This is a genomic window from Bradyrhizobium sp. CCGB01 (assembly GCF_024199795.1).
Classification (GTDB): Bacteria; Pseudomonadota; Alphaproteobacteria; order Rhizobiales; family Xanthobacteraceae; genus Bradyrhizobium.
In genome coordinates, this window is record NZ_JANADK010000001.1 from 3,351,211 (window position 1) to 3,368,997 (window position 17,787).

Genomic DNA, 17,787 nt, shown 5'->3' on the forward strand with positions numbered 1-17,787 from the left:
ATCCTGGGGCGAGACGGCGGAGAACGGATACGCCATGACGCGTAAGCAGCGACGTATGACCATCATCGGCGGCTCCCTCGCAGTGCTCGCGCTTGCGGCCGCGCTCGTGCTCAACGCGCTGCGCGACTCCATCGTGTTCTTCTCGACGCCAACGATGGTCGCCGAAAAGCACGTCGAGCCCGGCAAGCGGTTTCGCCTCGGCGGCCTGGTGCAGCCCGGCTCGCTCCAGCGCGGAGATAATCTCGCTGTGACCTTCGAAGTCGCCGACGGCGGTGCAAAGCTCCCGGTCGCCTACAAGGGGATCCTGCCCGACCTGTTCCGTGAAGGGCAGGGCGTTGTTGCCGAAGGCGCGCTCGATGCCAACGGCGTGTTCAAGGCCGACACGGTGCTTGCCAAGCACGACGAGACCTACATGCCCAAGGACGTCGCCGATGCCCTGAAGAAGCAGGGCCACTGGAAGGATGATTACGGCGCCCAGGCTTCCGGTGGCGTCAAGCCTGCGGCCACGACCGCGCAGGGCAATCCGCAGGGAGCTGTGCGGTGATCGCGGAGTCAGGACATTACGCGCTGGTGCTGGCGCTCGCGCTGGCGCTGATCCAGTCCATCGTGCCGCTGATCGGCGCGCGCTTGCGCGATGACGCGCTGATGAACGTGTCGCGCTCCACCGCGCTGGCGCAGCTGCTGTTCGTCGGTGCGTCGTTCATCGCGCTCGTGATGCTGCACGTGGACTCGGATTTCTCGGTCGCCAACGTCTACGAGAATTCCCATTCGATGAAGCCGCTGCTCTACAAGATCACCGGCGTCTGGGGAAACCATGAAGGCTCGATGCTGTTGTGGGTGTCGATCCTGGCGCTGTTCGGCGGATTGGTCGCCGCTTTCGGCAACAATCTGCCGCTGTCGCTGCGCGCGCATGTGCTGGCCGTGCAGGCCTGGATCGCCAGTGCGTTCTATCTCTTCATCCTGGTGACCTCGAATCCGTTCCTGCGCATTGCCAATCCGCCGATCGAGGGGCGCGATCTCAATCCGGTGCTCCAGGACATCGGCCTCGCCGTGCATCCGCCGATGCTCTATCTCGGCTATGTCGGCTTCTCGATCTCGTTCTCCTTCGCGATCGCGGCGCTGCTGGAGGGGCGGATCGACGCGGCCTGGGCGCGCTGGGTGCGGCCGTGGACGCTGGTGGCCTGGATCTTCCTGACGCTCGGCATCGCCATGGGCTCTTACTGGGCCTATTACGAGCTCGGCTGGGGCGGCTGGTGGTTCTGGGATCCGGTCGAGAACGCTTCGCTGATGCCGTGGCTTGCCGGAACGGCGCTGTTGCACTCGGCGCTGGTGATGGAGAAGCGCAACGCGCTGAAGGTCTGGACCATCCTTCTGTCGATCCTGACCTTCTCGCTGTCGCTGCTCGGCACCTTCCTGGTGCGCTCGGGCGTCATCACCTCGGTGCACGCCTTCGCCACCGATCCGACGCGCGGCGTGTTCATCCTGCTGATCCTCTGCCTGTTCATCGGCGGCAGCCTGTCGCTGTTCGCAGGGCGCGCGACCTCGCTGAAGCAGGGCGGCCTGTTCGCGCCGATCTCGCGCGAGGGGGCGCTGGTCTTGAACAACCTGCTGCTCAGCGTGGCCTGCGCAGTCGTGCTGTTCGGCACGCTCTATCCGCTGGCGATGGAAGCGCTCGACCTCAAGATTTCGGTCGGCGCGCCGTTCTACAATCTCACCTTCGCCCCGCTATTCGCGCTACTGCTGCTCGCGGTGCCGTTGGGGCCGATGCTGGCGTGGAAGCGCGGCGATCTGCTCGGCGTGACCCAGCGCTTGCTCGCGGCCGGCGTTGCCGGGCTCGTCGCGGTCGCCATTGTCTGGGGCTGGGCGAGCGGGGGCAGCACGCTCGCGCCATTGGCAATTGGGCTTGGAGTCTTCGTCATCGCGGGTGCGGTGACGGATCTGGCCGAACGGACCGGGTTGTTCCGCCTGCGGTTCGCAACGACGCTGCACCGGGCCCGCGGCCTGCCGCGCTCGGCCTGGGGCGCGGCGTTCGCGCATGCCGGGCTCGGCGTCGCCCTGATCGGGATCGTCTGCGAGACCACCTGGAACAGCGAATACATCGCGACCATGAAGCAGAACGACGTCGCCCATGTCGCCGGCTACGACCTCAAGCTCGACGGGCTGTTTTCGCGCCAGGGCCCGAACTTCCGCGAGATGATCGCCGAGTTCAACGTCAGCCGCGACGGCGAGAAGGTCAGCGTCATGACGCCGTCCAAGCGCAGCTTCACCACGCGGGGGTCCTCGACCACCGAGGCCGCGCTGCTGACGCGCGGCGCAAGCCAGCTCTACGTTTCGCTCGGCGACGCCACCGCCGAGGGCGGCATTGCGGTGCGCATCTATCACAAGCCGCTGGTGCTGTTGATCTGGTGGGGACCGGTGCTCATGGCGTTCGGCGGCATGCTGTCGCTGTCCGACCGGCGTCTGCGCGTCGGCGCGCCGAAGCCCGCGCGGGCCAAGCAACGCCTCCAGCCGGCGGAATGATCCGATGCGGCGGATGATGGCCACGATTGTCGCGCTGATGCTGCTGGCTTTGCCCGCGGTGCACGCCGTGCAGCCCGACGAGATCATGTCGGATCCGGTGAAGGAGTCGCGCGCGCGCGAGCTGTCGCGCGAGCTGCGCTGCATGGTCTGCCAGAACCAGTCGATCGACGATTCCGATGCGCCGCTGGCGCGCGATTTGCGGCTGCTGGTGCGCGAACGGATCGCGGCCGGAGACAGCAATTCGCAGGTGCTCGACTTCCTGGTCGCGCGCTATGGCGAGTTCGTGCTGCTCAAGCCGCGCTTCGAGCGGCAGACCATGCTGTTGTGGCTGCTCGCGCCGCTGCTGTTGATCGGCGGCGGCCTGGCGCTGTGGCTGCAAATCCGCCGGCGCGCGCGAAGTGGTGCAGACGTACCCGCTCCGCCGCTCACGCCCGAGGAAGAGGCGCGGCTCGCAGCGCTGATGTCGGACGAAGCCAAATCGTCCTAGCCTACGTAATGATACGTAGGCTGCCGGGCGCAGCGTATTTCATGCTCTGTTGACTTTTGTCTGGAAGCTTGTCGCGCAATTCGATTCCAGACTTTTGAGTCCTCAGCGATGTTCACGAACAGCAATCTCACGATCCGCTTCCTGGTCGGCGCCGTCGTCGCTGCATTATTGTTCCTGCTGGGCATCGGCGGCGGTACCGGATTCGTCGCGGTGCTCTATCTCAACAACGAGATCACCAGCCTGTCGTCGGACTTCGCCGCGCTGAGCGGCCCGGCGCGCGACCACGCGATGCTGATCTACCAGCAGGCGCAGACGGCATTCTCCTGGTTCCTGATCGCCTGCGGTGTGATCGCGGTGGTCGCCGTCGCGATCTGCCTCACCACCTGGTTCGCCGTGCGTAACGGCATCCTCAGTCCGCTGGCCGCGATCGTGCATGCCATGCGCGAGGTCGCCGATCAGAAGTTCGAGACATCAGTTCCGGGCCTCGGCGGCACCAACGAGATCGGCCTGCTCGCCGGCGCGCTGGAGGTGTTCAAGACCAACGGATTGGAGCGGCGGCGCCTGACCGAGCAGCAGCTCCACGAGGCGCAGTATCAGGCCGAGCGGTCGAAATTCCTGGACACACGCATCAAGCGTTTCAACGATCTCGTCGCCAGCGTCGTCGACAGCGTGGCGTCCTCGGCCGTGCATCTGAAGAGCAACGCGGAAACCTTGTCGCGGACGGCCAACGACACCAGCACCAAGGCCAATGCGGTCGCGAGCGCGGCGAGCCAGGCCAGCGCCAGCGTCCAGACGGTCGCGGGTTCCGCCGAGGCGATGACGAATTCGATCGGCACGATCAGCCGCCGCGTCACGGATGCCACCCAGCGCGCCGAGGGCGCAGCGACGCAAGCCGAGAAGAGCCGCGATACCATCCACACGCTGTCGGATGCCGCCGACAAGATCGGCGAGGTTGTGCAGCTCGTGCAGGCGATCGCATCGCAGACCAACCTGTTGGCGCTCAACGCCACCATCGAGGCGGCGCGGGCTGGCGACGCCGGCAAGGGATTTGCCGTGGTCGCCTCCGAAGTGAAGAGCCTCGCCCATCAGACCAGCAAAGCCACCGAAGAGATCACGTCGCACGTCGCCAGCATCCAGGGCATCACCGCGGAGACCCGCGGCGCGATCGATGGCATCTCCCGGACGCTGTCGGAAATCTCGTCGATCATGTCCGGCATCGAGGTCGACACCGCCCAGCAACGCAACGCGACGCAGGACATCACCCGCAGCGCGCAGGACGCCGCACACGGAACACTCGACGTTTCCAATCACATCGTCCAGATCACCTCGACCTCGGCCGAGACCGGACGCATGGCGGCCGAGGCGCGCGATTCCGCCGTCGATCTGTCGCAGCAGGCCGCAACCCTGAAGCGGGAAGTCGACGAATTCATCGTCAGTGTCCGCGCGGGCTGAGGGAACCAAAAAACGGGGTTGGGCGCCGGTCCGAGGAACTCGACTAAGTTCCTGCCAGATCACGATTTTCCGCCTGCGCTAAACTGCCGCATTCGCGCCGGCCTTCATTACAAAAGTTTAACCCCGCCGCCAGCGCACGGTAAGGCGGGAGCCCCCATCTTCAGGTTCGTAAGGTGCCGCCCCGGCACCAAAAGAATTCAGCGGCCCTGGAGATTCATGCATGACTGACCGTCCCGACCTCACGAACCTTCCGTCCTACCGGCAGCCCCGCCGGTCGGTTTTCTCCGCGCGCAGGATCGCGCTGATGGCCTCGGTCGTCGCCGGCCTCGGCATTGCCGTCCACGGCTTCAGCCCGTCGACCTCGCCGAGCGACCTGTTCTCGAGCCCGGCGCATGCGCAGGTCAACAACGAGGTCCGGAAGGTTGAGCGTCCGGTCGGCTTTGCCGACATCGTCGAGCGCGTGAAGCCGTCGGTGATCTCGGTCAAGGTCAACATCAAGGAGAAGACCGCGAGCAACGATGACGGCGACGACGCGCAGTCGCCGTTCCAGCCGGGCTCGCCGATGGAGCGCTTCTTCCGCCGCTTCGGCGGTCCGGACGGAGTTCCGGGTCTGAAGGGCGGTGGCCGCGGCCGCGTCGTGCAGGGCCAGGGCTCCGGCTTCTTCATCTCGGCCGACGGTTTTGCCGTGACCAACAATCACGTGGTCGACGGTGCCGACAAGGTCGAGGTCACGACCGACGACGGCAAGACCTATACCGCCAAGGTGATCGGCACCGACCAGCGCACCGACCTTGCCCTCATCAAGGTCGAGGGTGGCTCGAACTTCCCGTTCGCCAAGCTCGCCGACAGCAAGCCGCGGATCGGCGACTGGGTGCTCGCGGTCGGTAATCCCTTCGGCCTCGGCGGCACCGTCACCGCGGGCATCGTCTCGGCCAGCGGCCGCGACATCGGCAACGGTCCGTATGACGATTTCATCCAGATCGATGCGCCCGTGAACAAGGGCAATTCGGGCGGTCCCGCCTTCGACACCAACGGGGAGGTGATGGGCGTCAACACGGCGATCTATTCGCCTTCCGGCGGCAGCGTCGGCATCGCGTTCTCGATCCCTGCCAGCACCGTGAAGAGCGTGGTGGCCCAGCTCAAGGACAAGGGCTCGGTCAGCCGCGGCTGGATCGGCGTGCAGATCCAGCCCGTCACGTCCGACATCGCCGACAGCCTCGGCATGAAGAAGGCCGAAGGCGCGCTGGTGGCGGAGCCGCAGGCGAACGGTCCGGCGGCGAAGGCCGGCATCGAGTCCGGTGACGTCATCACGTCGGTCAACGGTGAATCCGTCAAGGATGCCCGCGAGCTCGCGCGCACCATCGGCGGCATGGCGCCCGGCGCGACCGTGAAGCTCAACGTGCTGCACAAGGGCCAGGACAAGGTCGTGAACCTCACCCTCGGCCAGCTCCCGAACACGGTCGAGGCCAAGGCCGACACCGACAAGGATAGCGGCAAGGGTGCGAGCCGCGGTACCGACGTGCCCAAGCTCGGCATGACCGTCGCGCCCGCCGACTCCGTGGCCGGCGCCGGCAAGGAAGGCGTCGTCGTCACCCAGGTCGATCCGAAGAGCGCCGCGGCCGAACGCGGCTTCAAGGAGGGCGACGTGATCCTCGAAGTCGGCGGCAAGAGCGTGAGCACCGCCGGCGAAGTCCGCGACGCCATCAGCACGGCGCGGACCGACAACAAGAACAGCGTCCTGATGCGCGTGAAGAGCGGCGGCCAGTCGCGCTTCGTCGCCGTGCCCATCGCCAAAGGCTGACGCCTTCAGGAGGCCTACGAGATGAGGGATGTCGCCGGCATCAGTCGCCCCCGCCGCCGACGTCCCTCGGGGAAGCAGCGCAAGGCTCGCTTCCCCAGTCTACCTTCCGGTGGAAATACGCCCCCCTCCGTCGGAAGGCCTAGGGCGGTGAGGTCCCCCCAGCTTCACCGCCCGCCTTTTTGCCTACCCAAGTCCCGTTCGCTTGGCTTGCATGCGATTGCCGCTCGCGCCATGTTCAGAGAAGGTTGACCCCCTTGACCGCCGCCGAACGCACGATGCGCCTCCTCATCATCGAAGACGACCGCGAATCCGCCGACTACCTCGTGAAGGCATTTCGCGAAGTCGGACACATCGCCGACCACGCCGCCGACGGCGAGGAAGGCCTCGCCATGGCCGAGAACGGTGATTACGACGTGCTGGTGGTCGACCGCATGCTGCCCAAGCGCGACGGCCTGTCGCTGATCGGCGCGCTGCGCGACAAGGGCGAATCGACGCCGGTGCTGATTCTCTCCGCGCTCGGACAGGTCGACGACCGCATCAAGGGCCTGCGCGCCGGCGGCGACGACTATCTGCCGAAACCCTATTCCTTCGCCGAGCTGCTGGCCCGGGTCGAGGTGCTGTCGCGCCGCCGCGGGGGACCTGCCGAGGACACGCTCTACCGCGTCGGCGATCTCGAGCTCGACCGGCTGTCCCATCGCGTCGCCCGCGGCAAGGACGAGCTGACGCTGCAGCCGCGCGAATTCCGCCTGCTCGAATACCTCATGAAGCATGCCGGCCAGGTGGTGACGCGCACCATGCTGCTGGAGAACGTCTGGGACTATCATTTCGATCCGCAGACCAACGTGATCGACGTGCACATTTCGCGGCTGCGCTCCAAGATCGACAAGGGTTTCGAGCGGCCGCTGCTGCATACGATCCGCGGCGCCGGGTACATGATCCGTGACGGCATTCGGTAAACTCGTCCGCACCACGGCGTTCCGGCTGACGCTGGTCTACCTGTTTTTGTTTGCGATTTTCGCGGCCTCGCTGCTCGGCTATTTCGCCTGGAATACGCGGCGGCTGATCACCGAGGAAATCACGCAGACGGTGAATGCCGAGACCTCGGAGATCAGCGAGATCTACGACCGTCGTGGCCTGGTCGGCCTCGTGCGGACGATCGAGTATCGCGCGCTGCGTCCGGGCGCCAACCTCTATCTCGTGACCACGCCGACCGGGCAGGCGATTGCTGGCAATGTCGGCTCGCTGGCGCCCGGCGTGATGGCGACGCGCGGCTGGTCGGAGACGGCCTACAGGCGGATCGAGGACACGGACGAACGCAACCATCGCGCGCTGGTGCGCGTCACCGAACTCGAAAACGGTTTCCGTCTCCTGATCGGCCGCGACCTCGACGAGCGGCGGCGGCTGTTCGGCATCGTCGCCAAGGCCGCGCAATGGTCGATCCTGATCGTCTTCGTGCTGGGTCTCGGCGGCGGCATCTTCGTGGCGCGGCGCGTGCTCACGCGCATCGATGCGATGAGCGGCACGGCGCATCGCATCATGACCGGCGATCTCAGCGAGCGTCTGCCGGTCGGGCGCAGCGGCGATGAGCTCGATCGTCTCGCCGAAAACCTCAACGCCATGCTGGAGCGGATCGAGGCGCTGATGGCGGGGCTGAAGGAGGTCTCCGACAACATCGCCCACGACCTCAAGACGCCGCTGACGCGCTTGCGCAACCGCGCCGAGGAGGCGCTGGCGAGATCGGGCTGCGAGGCCGATTATCGCGCTGCCCTGGAGCGGACCATCGAGGAATCCGACGGGCTGATCCGCACCTTCAACGCGCTGCTGATGATCGCGCGCGCCGAGTCCGGGCAGGCGCGCGGTAACATGGACGATTTCGATGCCGCCGACGTCGCGGGCGGCATCCACGAGCTCTACGAGCCGCTGGCCGAGGATGACGGAATGACGCTCAAGGTCAAGGCCGAGCCGACCCCGGTTCACGCCAATCGCGAGCTGATCAGCCAGGCGCTCGCCAATCTCGTCGAGAACGCGATCAAATACGGCAAGCCTGTCACGCAGACGGGCGGAACCGTGGTCAGCATGGACACGAAGCAGATCACGATCGAGGCGAAGCGCGACGGCGATCACGTACTGCTCAGCGTCACCGATCGCGGACCCGGCATCCCCGAAGCCGATCGCAAGCATGCCATCGAGCGATTCGTGCGTCTGGAAGCCAGCCGCACGCTGCCGGGCTCGGGCCTTGGCCTCAGCCTCGCGTCCGCGGTTGCCACGCTTCATGGCGGCGAATTGCGGCTGGGTGATGCCCATCCGGGGCTCGTTGCCACGCTGGTGCTGCCGGCCCGCGCGGGCGACAGGGTTGCTCCGCCAATACCGGATGTGCCACAGAAGGTGGCATGAACCACTCCGCGCCGGGAAACGCGGACAAGACTGGTGAGAGCCTCGCCGCACGCTTCGCGGAGGCTCCCCATATTGCCGCTTCCGCAACTGAAGAACGACGTTTTGAAGATTGGCTGGCCGAACTCGAGCCGGCGCAATTGGCCCGTCTCGACGCCCTGCTGGTTCATCCCTTCGCGCGGGATATTCTGGCCGGCATCGCGGAGTTCTCGCCCTATCTGTTCGATCTGGTGCGCGCCGATGTGCCGCGCCTGATCCGGCTGCTCGAATGCGATCCGGACGCGCATCTGGCCACGCTCATCGCCGAGGCGAGGGACGCGGTCCTCGTGGCGACCGATGAAGCCGAGGTGATGCGGCGGCTTCGCAGGATGAAGGCGGAAGCGGCACTTCTTACCGCGCTGTGCGATATCGGCGGCGTCTGGCCGGTGATGCGGGTGACGGCGGCGCTGACCGATGTCGCGGTGTCCTCGGTGCAGGCGGCGCTGCAGTACCAGCTGCGGCAGGAAGCCGCACGCGGAAAGATCCTGCCGCCCGATCCCGAAGCTCCGGAACAGGGCTGCGGCCTGATCGTGCTCGCGATGGGCAAGATGGGGGCGGGCGAGCTGAACTATTCCAGCGACATCGACCTCATCGTGTTCTTCGATCCCGAGGCCACGACGCTCGCGCCCGATATCGAGCCGCAGCCGTTCTTCGTGCGGGTGACGCAGGGCATGGCGCGCATTCTCCAGCAGCGCACCTATGACGGCTACGTCTTCCGCGTCGACCTGCGGCTGCGTCCCGATCCGTCCTCGACGCAGGTGGCGATCTCGCGCGACGCCGCGCTGAACTATTACGAGCGGGAGGGGCGCACCTGGGAGCGCGCCGCGATGATCAAGGCGCGCGCCTGCGCCGGCGATGCCAAAGCGGGCGAGGCGCTGCTCGCGGAGATCGCGCCCTTCGTCTGGCGCAAGCATCTCGACTTCGCCGCGCTTGCCGACGTCCACGACATGAAGCGGCAGATGCAGACCTATCGCGGCCAGAGCGAGATCGCGGTGGAGGGGCACAACGTCAAGGTCGGGCGTGGCGGCATTCGCGAGATCGAATTTTTCGCGCAGACGCAGCAGCTCATCGCCGGCGGCCGCCATCCCGAGTTGCGGGTGCGGCCGACGCTCGCCGCGCTCGATATTCTCGCCTCCAGCAACTGGATCACCTCTGCGGCGCGCGACGAGCTGACCACGGCGTATGAATTCCTGCGCCGCGTCGAGCACCGTCTCCAGATGATCGCCGACGAGCAGACCCATGCGTTGCCCGAGGACAAGGAGGCGGTCGAGCGCTTTGCGCGCTTCTTCGGCTATCCGGATCGCGAGGCCTTTGCGCGTGACCTGTTGCGGCAGCTCCAGATCGTGCAGGGACACTACGAAAAACTGTTCGAGGGCGATGACCCGACCGGCACGGCAGAACTGCCGGCGCTCGACTACGGTGCAGGCCCCGACGATCCGCGCCTGCTGCAATATCTGACGACGCTCGGCTTCAAGAAGCCGGCCGCACTCGCGCAGACCATCCGCGACTGGATCACCGGCGACTACCGCGTGTTCCGCAACGACCAGACCCGAAGCGCTTTCGTCGAGTTCGTGCCGGCGCTGATCGACGGCCTCGCGCGTGCCGAGGAGCCGGATCGCGCCGTCGTGGCGTTCGATCAATTCCTTGGGGCGCTCCAGCTCGGCGGCCGGCTGATCACGCTGCTCGGCCAGAACCGCGATCTCGTCGCGCTCGTGGCGCTGGTGCTGGGCGCGGCGCCCCGGCTCGGCGAGATGCTGGCGCGCAAGCCGCAGCTCATGGACGGGCTGATCGATCCGAGATTCTTCGGCGCGATGCCGGACAAGCAGGAATTGTCGGCGCGATTGGCCGCGACGGTGCGCGACGCCGATTCCTATGAGGAATTTCTCGATCGCCTCCGCCTGTTCGGGCAGGAGAGCCTGTTCCTGATCGGCACGCGCATTCTCTCCGGAACTGTCTCGGCGCAGCAGGCGAGCACGGCTTTCGCCGATGTCGCCGAAGGCACCGTCCACACCGTGCACGATCTCGTCGCCGAACGCTTCGCCGCCCAGCACGGGCGTATCAAGGACCAGCAGACCGCGATCATCGCGATGGGCCGGCTCGGCAGCCGCGAGATGACGGCGTCGTCCGATCTCGACCTGATCCTGCTCTACGATTTCGACAGCGACAATCCGGACTCCGACGGGCCGAAATCGCTGCAGGGCGCCCACTACTTCGCGCGCTTCACCCAGCGCCTGATCAGCGCCTTCACGACGCGCACCAATTACGGCGTGCTCTACGAGATCGACATGCGGCTGCGTCCGTCGGGACGCGCCGGTCCTGTGGCCTCGAGCCTCGTCTCATTCGCGGACTACCAGGCCAACGAGGCCTGGACCTGGGAGCACATGGCCCTGACCCGGGCCCGCGTGGTGTCGGCCTCGGATGAGTTCCGCGAGCGGATCGAGCGCATCATCCGCGATGTCCTGACCCGCCGCCGCGACCGCGCGATCATTGCCAACGACGTCGCCGACATGCGGCGCGCGATCGCGCAGGAGAAGGGCGACAGCGACCATTGGGATCTCAAATATGCCGCCGGCGGCATGGTCGATATCGACTTCATCGCGCAATATCTCCAGCTCGTGCACGCCCACGACAAGCCGGAGATCCTGGACGTCAGCACCCTTCAAGTGCTGGACAACGCCGCCAGGCTCGGCGCGCTGCCGCATTCGGAGGCGGAGATTCTTCGCGCTGCGGCGCGGCTCTATCACGACTTGACGCAGATCCTGCGGCTCTGCGTCAGCGACGGTTTCAAGCCTGACACCGCGGGCACCGACCTTCAGCGCGTGATGGCGCGCGCCGGCGATGCGCCCGACTTCTCGTCGCTGGAAGCGCGCGTGAAGGAAACCCAGGGCGAGGTAAGGCGCGTATTTACGGCGCTGCTGGAAGGGACGTCGTCTGCTTCAGCGAGGTGAGGGCCTCGCGCACGTTCGGCTCCAGCCCCGCGCCGCCCGCGTCGAGATGGGCGAAGATCGCGCGCTTCATCCGGGGGTCCCAGAACTTCTTGATGTGGTCGGCAATCCCCGGCACGGCCTTGTCGTGGCCCTGGCTGCGGAAGAACATGCCGATCTGGTTGGCCATGTAGACGAGGCGGTCAGGCGACGACATTGATGATCTCCTGGGCACGATGAGCCGACACGCGGCTCTGGTGCGTGAACACTTCAAACCCGTCGCTGCGGGCAATCGCAATCAGCGTGATTCCGGCGGCCTCCGCGGTGCGGACCGCGAGCGCGGTGGGGGCGGAGACCGCGACCAGCACGGGCGCACCGATGGCGGCGGTCTTCTGCACCATCTCGACCGAGACCCGGCTCGTCAGCAGCACCATGCCCGCGCTCGCGTCGGTGCGGCTGCGTGCCAGGGAGCCTGCGAGCTTGTCGAGCGCGTTGTGGCGGCCGACGTCCTCGCGCAGGGCGACGATCCCGTTCGCCGGCGACCAGAAGGCGGCGGCATGGACCGCGCGGGTCTGCATGTTGATCGCTTGCAGGGGCGCGATCGCCTGCATCGCGGCCATGATCTGCTGCGGCGTGAAGCTGGTTCCCTGCGGCACGACGGCGGCGGGGCGCACGGCCTCCGCGATGGAGTCGATGCCGCAAATGCCGCAACCGGTCGGGCCGGCGATGTGCCGACGCCGCTCGCTGATGCGCGCGGCATCTTCCGAGGCCAGCCACATGCGCAACTCGATGCCGTCGTCGAGACGGACGACGTCGAGCGACTTGATGTCGTCGACCGACTTGATGATGCCTTCATCCAGGCTGAAGCCAACCGCGAAATCTTCCAGGTTCTGCGGCGTTCCCATCATGACGGCGTAGGTGCCGCCATTATAGGTCAGCGCCAGCGGCGTCTCCTCCGGGATCAGCCGCGCCCCTTCGGACGCGACGCCGTCGCGCCAGATCTCGCGGTCGATGGCCTGGACCGGCACGTGCATGCCGTTACTCCGCGGCCTCGGCCGGCGCGATGCGGCGGGAATGCCGCGCCTGCTCGTCATAGGACTTCTGCCAGTCGGACGGGCCGTTCGACGGCGAGATCTGCACCGCCGTGACCTTGTATTCGGGGCAGTTGGTCGCCCAGTCCGAATAGTCGGTCGTGATGACGTTGGCCTGCGTGTCAGGATGGTGGAAGGTGGTGTAGACGACGCCCGGCGACACGCGGTCGGTGATCTCCGCGCGTAGCGTGGTCTCGCCCGCGCGGCTCGTCAGCCGCACCCAGTCGCCGTCGCGCACGCCGCGCTGCTCGGCATCATGCGGATGGATCTCCAGGCGATCCTCGGCATGCCAGACCACGTTCTCGGTGCGCCTCGTCTGCGCGCCGACATTGTACTGGCTGAGGATGCGGCCCGTGGTGAGCAGCAGCGGGAAGCGGGGGCCGGTGCGCTCGTCGGTCGCGACATATTCGGTGACGATGAACTTGCCCTTGCCGCGGACGAAGCCGCCGATATGCATCACCGGCGTGCCCTCGGGCGCCTTCTCGTTGCAGGGCCACTGCACCGAGCCGAGCTCGTCGAGCTTGGCGTAGGAGACACCGGTGAAGGTCGGCGTCAGCGCCGCGATCTCGTCCATGATCTCGGACGGGTGGCTGTAGTTCATCTCGAAGCCCATCGCCTTGGCGAGGGCGATGGTGACCTCCCAGTCGGCCATGCCGTTCTTGGGCGACATCACCTTGCGGACGCGCTGGATACGGCGCTCGGCGTTGGTGAAGGTGCCGTCCTTCTCGAGGAAGCTCGAGCCGGGCAGGAAGACGTGGGCGTAGTTCGCGGTCTCGTTCAGGAAGAGGTCGTGGACGATGACGCACTCCATCGCCGACAGCGCGGCGACCACATGCTTGGTATTCGGATCGGATTGCAGGATGTCCTCACCCTGCACGTAGATGCCCATGAACGAACCTTCGATCGCGGCATCGAACATGTTGGGAATGCGCAGGCCCGGCTCCGGGTTGAGCTTGACGTTCCACAGCGCTTCGAACTGGTCGCGCACGGCATCGCCCGAGATGTGGCGATAGCCGGGCAGTTCGTGCGGGAACGAGCCCATGTCGCAGGAGCCCTGCACGTTGTTCTGGCCGCGCAGCGGGTTCACGCCAACGCCGGGGCGGCCGATATTGCCGGTCGCCATCGCGAGATTGGCGATCGCGATCACGGTGGTCGAACCCTGGCTGTGCTCGGTGACGCCGAGGCCGTAATAGATCGCGCCGTTGCCGCCGGTGGCGTAGATGCGGGCCGCTTCGCGCAGGTCCTTCGGATCGACGCCGGTCAGGATGGCGGTGGCTTCCGGGCTGTGCTTCGGTTGCGCGACGAAGGTCGCCCATTCCTCGAACTCGGTCCAGTCGCAGCGCTCACGCACGAAGGCCTCGTTGACGAGGCCCTCGGTGACGATGACATGCGCCAGCGCGGTGACGACGGCGACGTTGGTGCCGGGCATCAGCGGCAGGTGCAGCGCCTTGACGTGCGGCGATTCCACCATCTCGGTCCGGCGCGGATCGATCACGATCAGCTTGGCGCCCTGGCGCAGTCGCTTCTTCAGGCGCGAGGCGAACACGGGGTGAGCCGAGGCCGGATTGGCGCCGATGATCACGGCGACGTCGGTGTCTTCCACGGAGTCGAAGTCCTGCGTGCCGGCCGACGTGCCGAAGGTCTGCGACAGGCCATAGCCGGTCGGGGAGTGGCAGACGCGGGCGCAGGTGTCGACATTGTTGTTGCCGAAGCCGGCGCGGATCAGCTTCTGCACCAGATAGGTCTCTTCGTTGGTGCAGCGGGACGAGGTGATGCCGCCGATGGCGTCACGGCCGTACTTCTTCTGGATGCCGCGCATTTTCGCGGCGGCAAAGGAGAACGCCTCGTCCCAGGAGACTTCGCGCCAGGGATCCTCGATCCGCTCACGGATCATCGGATTGAGGATGCGTTCCTTGTGGTTGGTGTAGCCCCAGGCGAAGCGGCCCTTGACGCAGGAATGGCCGCGATTGGCCTTGCCGTCCTTGTACGGCACCATGCGCACGACTTCCTCGCCGCGCATCTCGGCCTTGAAGGCGCAGCCGACGCCGCAATAGGCGCAGGTGGTGACGACGGAGTGCTCGGGCTGGCCGATCTCGATCACCGACTTTTCCGTCAGCGTCGCGGTCGGGCAGGCCTGCACGCAGGCGCCGCAGGAAACGCATTCGGAGCCGAGGAAGCTCTCGCTCATGCCGGGCGAAACGCGGCTGTCGAAGCCGCGGCCGGAGATCGTCAACGCGAAGGTGCCTTGCACCTCCTCGCAGGCGCGGACGCAGCGCGAGCAGACGATGCACTTGGAGGGATCGTAGGTGAAATAGGGGTTGGACTCGTCCTTCGGCATCCAGGCGGCGTTGACCTCGCCGTTGGATTTGGCGAAGACGTGGTTCTCGCCTTCATAGCCGTAGCGGACGTCGCGCAGGCCCACCGCGCCCGCCATGTCCTGCAATTCGCAATCGCCGTTGGCGCCGCAGGTGAGGCAGTCGAGCGGATGGTCGGAGATGTAGAGCTCCATCACGCCCTTGCGCAGCTTCTTCAGCCGTTCGCTCTGGGTGTGCACCACGAGGCCGTTCATGACCGGCGTCGTGCAGGAGGCCGGCGTTCCGGCGCGGCCCTCGATCTCGACGACACAGAGCCGGCACGAGCCGAACGCATCGACCATGTCGGTCGCGCAGAGTTTTGGGATCTGATGGCCGGCGTCCATCGCCGCGCGCATGATCGAGGTGCCCTCGGGCACCGTGACCTGATTGCCGTCGATGGTCAGCGTCACCATCGTTTCCGATTTCGAGCGCGGCGTGCCGTAGTCGATTTCTTCGATCAGAGACATCGTTGTTCTCCTATTCCGCGGCTTGAAGCGTGGTCGGCGCCGGGACGAAATCCTCCCGGAAATGCTTCAATGCGCTGAGCACGGGGTAGGGCGTGAAGCCGCCGAGCGCACAGAGCGAGCCGAATTTCATGGTGTTGCAGAGGTCCTCGACCAGCGCGAGATTTTCGCTCACGCGCTCGCCGCGAATGATCTTCTCGATGGTCTCGACGCCGCGGGTCGAGCCGATCCGGCACGGCGTGCACTTGCCGCAGGATTCGATGGCGCAGAATTCCATCGCGAAGCGCGCCTGCCTGCGCATGTCGACGCTGTCGTCGAACACGACGATGCCGCCATGGCCGATCAGGCCGTCGCGGGCCGCGAAGGCTTCGTAATCGAACGGAGTATCAAAAAGGGCGCGCGGGAAGTAAGCGCCGAGCGGGCCGCCCACCTGCACCGCGCGAACCGGACGGCCCGTGGCCGTCCCGCCACCGATGTCGTCGACGAGCTCGCCGAGCGTGACGCCGAACGCGGTCTCGAACAGCCCGCCATGGCGGATGTTGCCGGCGAGCTGGATCGGCATCGTGCCGCGCGAGCGGCCCATGCCGAAATCGGCATAGGCCTTGGCGCCTTCGGCGAGGATGAAGGGGATGGCGGCGAACGACAACACGTTGTTGATGACGGTCGGCTTGCCGAACAGGCCGTGATGCGCGGGCAGCGGCGGCTTCGCGCGCACCAGGCCGCGGCGGCCTTCGAGGCTTTCCAGCAGCGAGGTCTCCTCGCCGCAAACATAGGCGCCGGCGCCGACGCGGACTTCCATATCGAAGCTGTAGGTCGAGCCGCCGATCTTGTCGCCGAGATAGCCGCCGCGCCTTGCCGCCTTGATGGCTGCATTCATCGCTTCGACCGCATGCGGATATTCGCTGCGGATGTAGATGTAGCCCTTGGTCGCGCCGACCGTGATGCCCGCGGTCGTCATGCCCTCGATCACCAGGAAGGGATCGCCTTCCATGATCATGCGGTCGGCGAAGGTGCCGCTGTCGCCTTCGTCGGCGTTGCAGACGATGAACTTGCGGTCGGCCTTGGCCTGCGCGACGGTCTTCCACTTGATGCCGGTCGGGAAGCCCGCGCCGCCGCGGCCGCGCAGGCCCGATGCGGTGACTTCGTTCAGGATTGCATCCGAGCCGAGCGACAGCGCGCGCTCGAGGCCCTTGTAACCGCCATGGGCGCGGTAATCGTCGAGCGAGCGCGGGTCGATCACGCCGCAGCGGGCGAAGGTGAGGCGGGTCTGGCGCTTCAGCCAGGGAATCTCGTCGGTCGCGCCCAGCCGCAGCAGATGCGGCGTATTGCTGGCGAGCGCGTCGAGCAGGGAGGGGACATCGGCCTCGGTGACCGGGCCGAAGGCGATCCGGCCCTGCGGCGTCGCAACCTCGACCAGTGGCTCCAGCCAGTACATGCCGCGCGAGCCGGTCCTGACGATCTCGACCGCAACGCCGCGCTTGCTTGCTGCCTGTTCCAGCGCCAGCGCAACCTCGTCGGCGCCAACGGCGACGGCACCCGCATCGCGTGAGACGAATAGACGCATGCTCATCGCTGTGCCTCCGCGACCAGCGCATCGAGGCGCTTCTCATCGAGCCGGCCAATGAGGCGGCCGTCGAGCATTGCGGACGGTGCGGTCGCGCACAGCCCGAGGCAGTAGATCGGCTCCAGCGTGACGCGATCATCGGCCGTCGTCTTGCCGAGCGGCACGCCGAGTTTTGCTTCCGCGCGCGCAGCCAGCGCGTCGCCGCCCGCAGCCTGACAGGCCTCCGCGCGGCACAGCTTCAGCACATGGCGGCCGGCCGGCTTGTGCCTGAAATCATGATAGAATGTGAAGACGCCATGGACTTCGGCGCGCGACAGGTTGAGCGCCTGCGCCACCATCGGAATCGCTGCCTCCGGCACGTAGCCGAACGCCTCCTGAAGGGCGTGGAGGATGACGAGCGTCGCGCCTTCCTGCTTGGCATGTTCGGCGATGATCTCGGCGCCGCGCGTCTCGTCCCAAGGCTCGTAAACCGCTGTCATTCTTCGTTCTCAGATTGAGCGTCCCGACAGCGCAAACTATTTGGAATCGTTCGAAGATCAATAAAGCTGTCTCATGCTGCGATTGCGAATTCAGATCGATTGATGAATGCTATCGATCGATAGAGAATGACAATGAAGCAGGTATCGGCTGCCGGTTTTTGCGTGTTGGTGCAGGGCTGCCGTGCTAGCTTGCATGCCACGAAGGAATTCGAGGGGACGGC

At 66.3% G+C, this 17,787-nt stretch carries 13 protein-coding genes; 8 read left to right on the top strand and 5 right to left on the bottom strand.

The genetic code is table 11. From position 1 onward, the window contains the following. The first annotated feature begins 34 nt into the window (after positions 1-34). The 8 genes from ccmE (at position 35) to NLM25_RS15360 (ending at position 11,638) form a co-directional block, all read left to right on the top strand. On the top strand, positions 35-544 hold the full coding sequence (gene ccmE / locus NLM25_RS15325; protein WP_254117745.1) for a cytochrome c maturation protein CcmE: 510 nt from the start codon (positions 35-37) through the stop codon (positions 542-544). Then, positions 541-2,520 (top strand): heme lyase CcmF/NrfE family subunit, encoded by a 1,980-nt coding sequence (locus NLM25_RS15330; RefSeq protein ID WP_254137486.1) that lies wholly within the window; start codon positions 541-543, stop codon positions 2,518-2,520. Before ccmE ends, NLM25_RS15330 begins: the two co-directional genes overlap by 4 nt. A 4-nt stretch (positions 2,521-2,524) precedes the next feature. Next, positions 2,525-3,007, top strand: coding sequence for a cytochrome c-type biogenesis protein (locus tag NLM25_RS15335; RefSeq protein ID WP_254137487.1), 483 nt, complete (start codon positions 2,525-2,527; stop codon positions 3,005-3,007). Positions 3,008-3,115: 108 nt separating this feature from the next. After that, positions 3,116-4,459: a methyl-accepting chemotaxis protein gene (locus tag NLM25_RS15340; protein WP_254137488.1), complete on the top strand. Its 1,344-nt coding sequence runs from the start codon at positions 3,116-3,118 to the stop codon at positions 4,457-4,459. A gap of 220 nt (positions 4,460-4,679) precedes the next feature. Further along, entirely contained in the window at positions 4,680-6,260 is a 1,581-nt protein-coding gene (locus tag NLM25_RS15345) for a Do family serine endopeptidase (RefSeq protein WP_254117749.1), read from the top strand. 275 nt (positions 6,261-6,535) lie between these two features. Continuing rightward, a complete protein-coding gene (locus tag NLM25_RS15350; RefSeq protein ID WP_045006564.1) occupies positions 6,536-7,216 on the top strand; it encodes a response regulator transcription factor in 681 nt (226 codons plus the stop codon). Continuing rightward, a complete protein-coding gene (locus tag NLM25_RS15355; RefSeq protein WP_254117750.1) occupies positions 7,200-8,654 on the top strand; it encodes an ATP-binding protein in 1,455 nt (484 codons plus the stop codon). Before NLM25_RS15350 ends, NLM25_RS15355 begins: the two co-directional genes overlap by 17 nt. Next, a complete protein-coding gene (locus tag NLM25_RS15360; RefSeq protein WP_254137489.1) occupies positions 8,651-11,638 on the top strand; it encodes a bifunctional [glutamine synthetase] adenylyltransferase/[glutamine synthetase]-adenylyl-L-tyrosine phosphorylase in 2,988 nt (995 codons plus the stop codon). The genes NLM25_RS15355 and NLM25_RS15360 overlap by 4 nt, the downstream gene beginning before the upstream one ends. Here NLM25_RS15360 and NLM25_RS15365 read toward each other — a convergent pair. Genes NLM25_RS15365 through NLM25_RS15385 form a run of 5 tightly spaced genes read right to left on the bottom strand, consistent with a single transcriptional unit; the run spans position 11,595 to position 17,566 of the window. Next, the gene (locus NLM25_RS15365) at positions 11,595-11,831 is read right to left on the bottom strand and encodes a formate dehydrogenase subunit delta (RefSeq protein WP_254117752.1); all 237 of its coding nucleotides are present in this window, start codon (positions 11,829-11,831) and stop codon (positions 11,595-11,597) included. The two genes, NLM25_RS15360 and NLM25_RS15365, sit on opposite strands and share 44 nt — an antisense overlap. Further along, the gene (gene fdhD, locus NLM25_RS15370) at positions 11,818-12,648 is read right to left on the bottom strand and encodes a formate dehydrogenase accessory sulfurtransferase FdhD (RefSeq protein ID WP_254137490.1); all 831 of its coding nucleotides are present in this window, start codon (positions 12,646-12,648) and stop codon (positions 11,818-11,820) included. The genes NLM25_RS15365 and fdhD overlap by 14 nt, the downstream gene beginning before the upstream one ends. A 4-nt stretch (positions 12,649-12,652) precedes the next feature. Further along, complete coding sequence (gene fdhF, locus NLM25_RS15375) at positions 12,653-15,526, bottom strand: formate dehydrogenase subunit alpha (RefSeq protein ID WP_254117754.1); 2,874 nt, start codon at positions 15,524-15,526, stop codon at positions 12,653-12,655. Between the two features lie 10 nt (positions 15,527-15,536). Further along, a complete protein-coding gene (locus NLM25_RS15380) occupies positions 15,537-17,093 on the bottom strand; it encodes an NADH-quinone oxidoreductase subunit NuoF (RefSeq protein WP_254137491.1) in 1,557 nt (518 codons plus the stop codon). After that, positions 17,090-17,566: a formate dehydrogenase subunit gamma gene (locus NLM25_RS15385; protein ID WP_014496685.1), complete on the bottom strand. Its 477-nt coding sequence runs from the start codon at positions 17,564-17,566 to the stop codon at positions 17,090-17,092. The genes NLM25_RS15380 and NLM25_RS15385 overlap by 4 nt, the downstream gene beginning before the upstream one ends. Positions 17,567-17,787 lie beyond the last annotated feature (221 nt).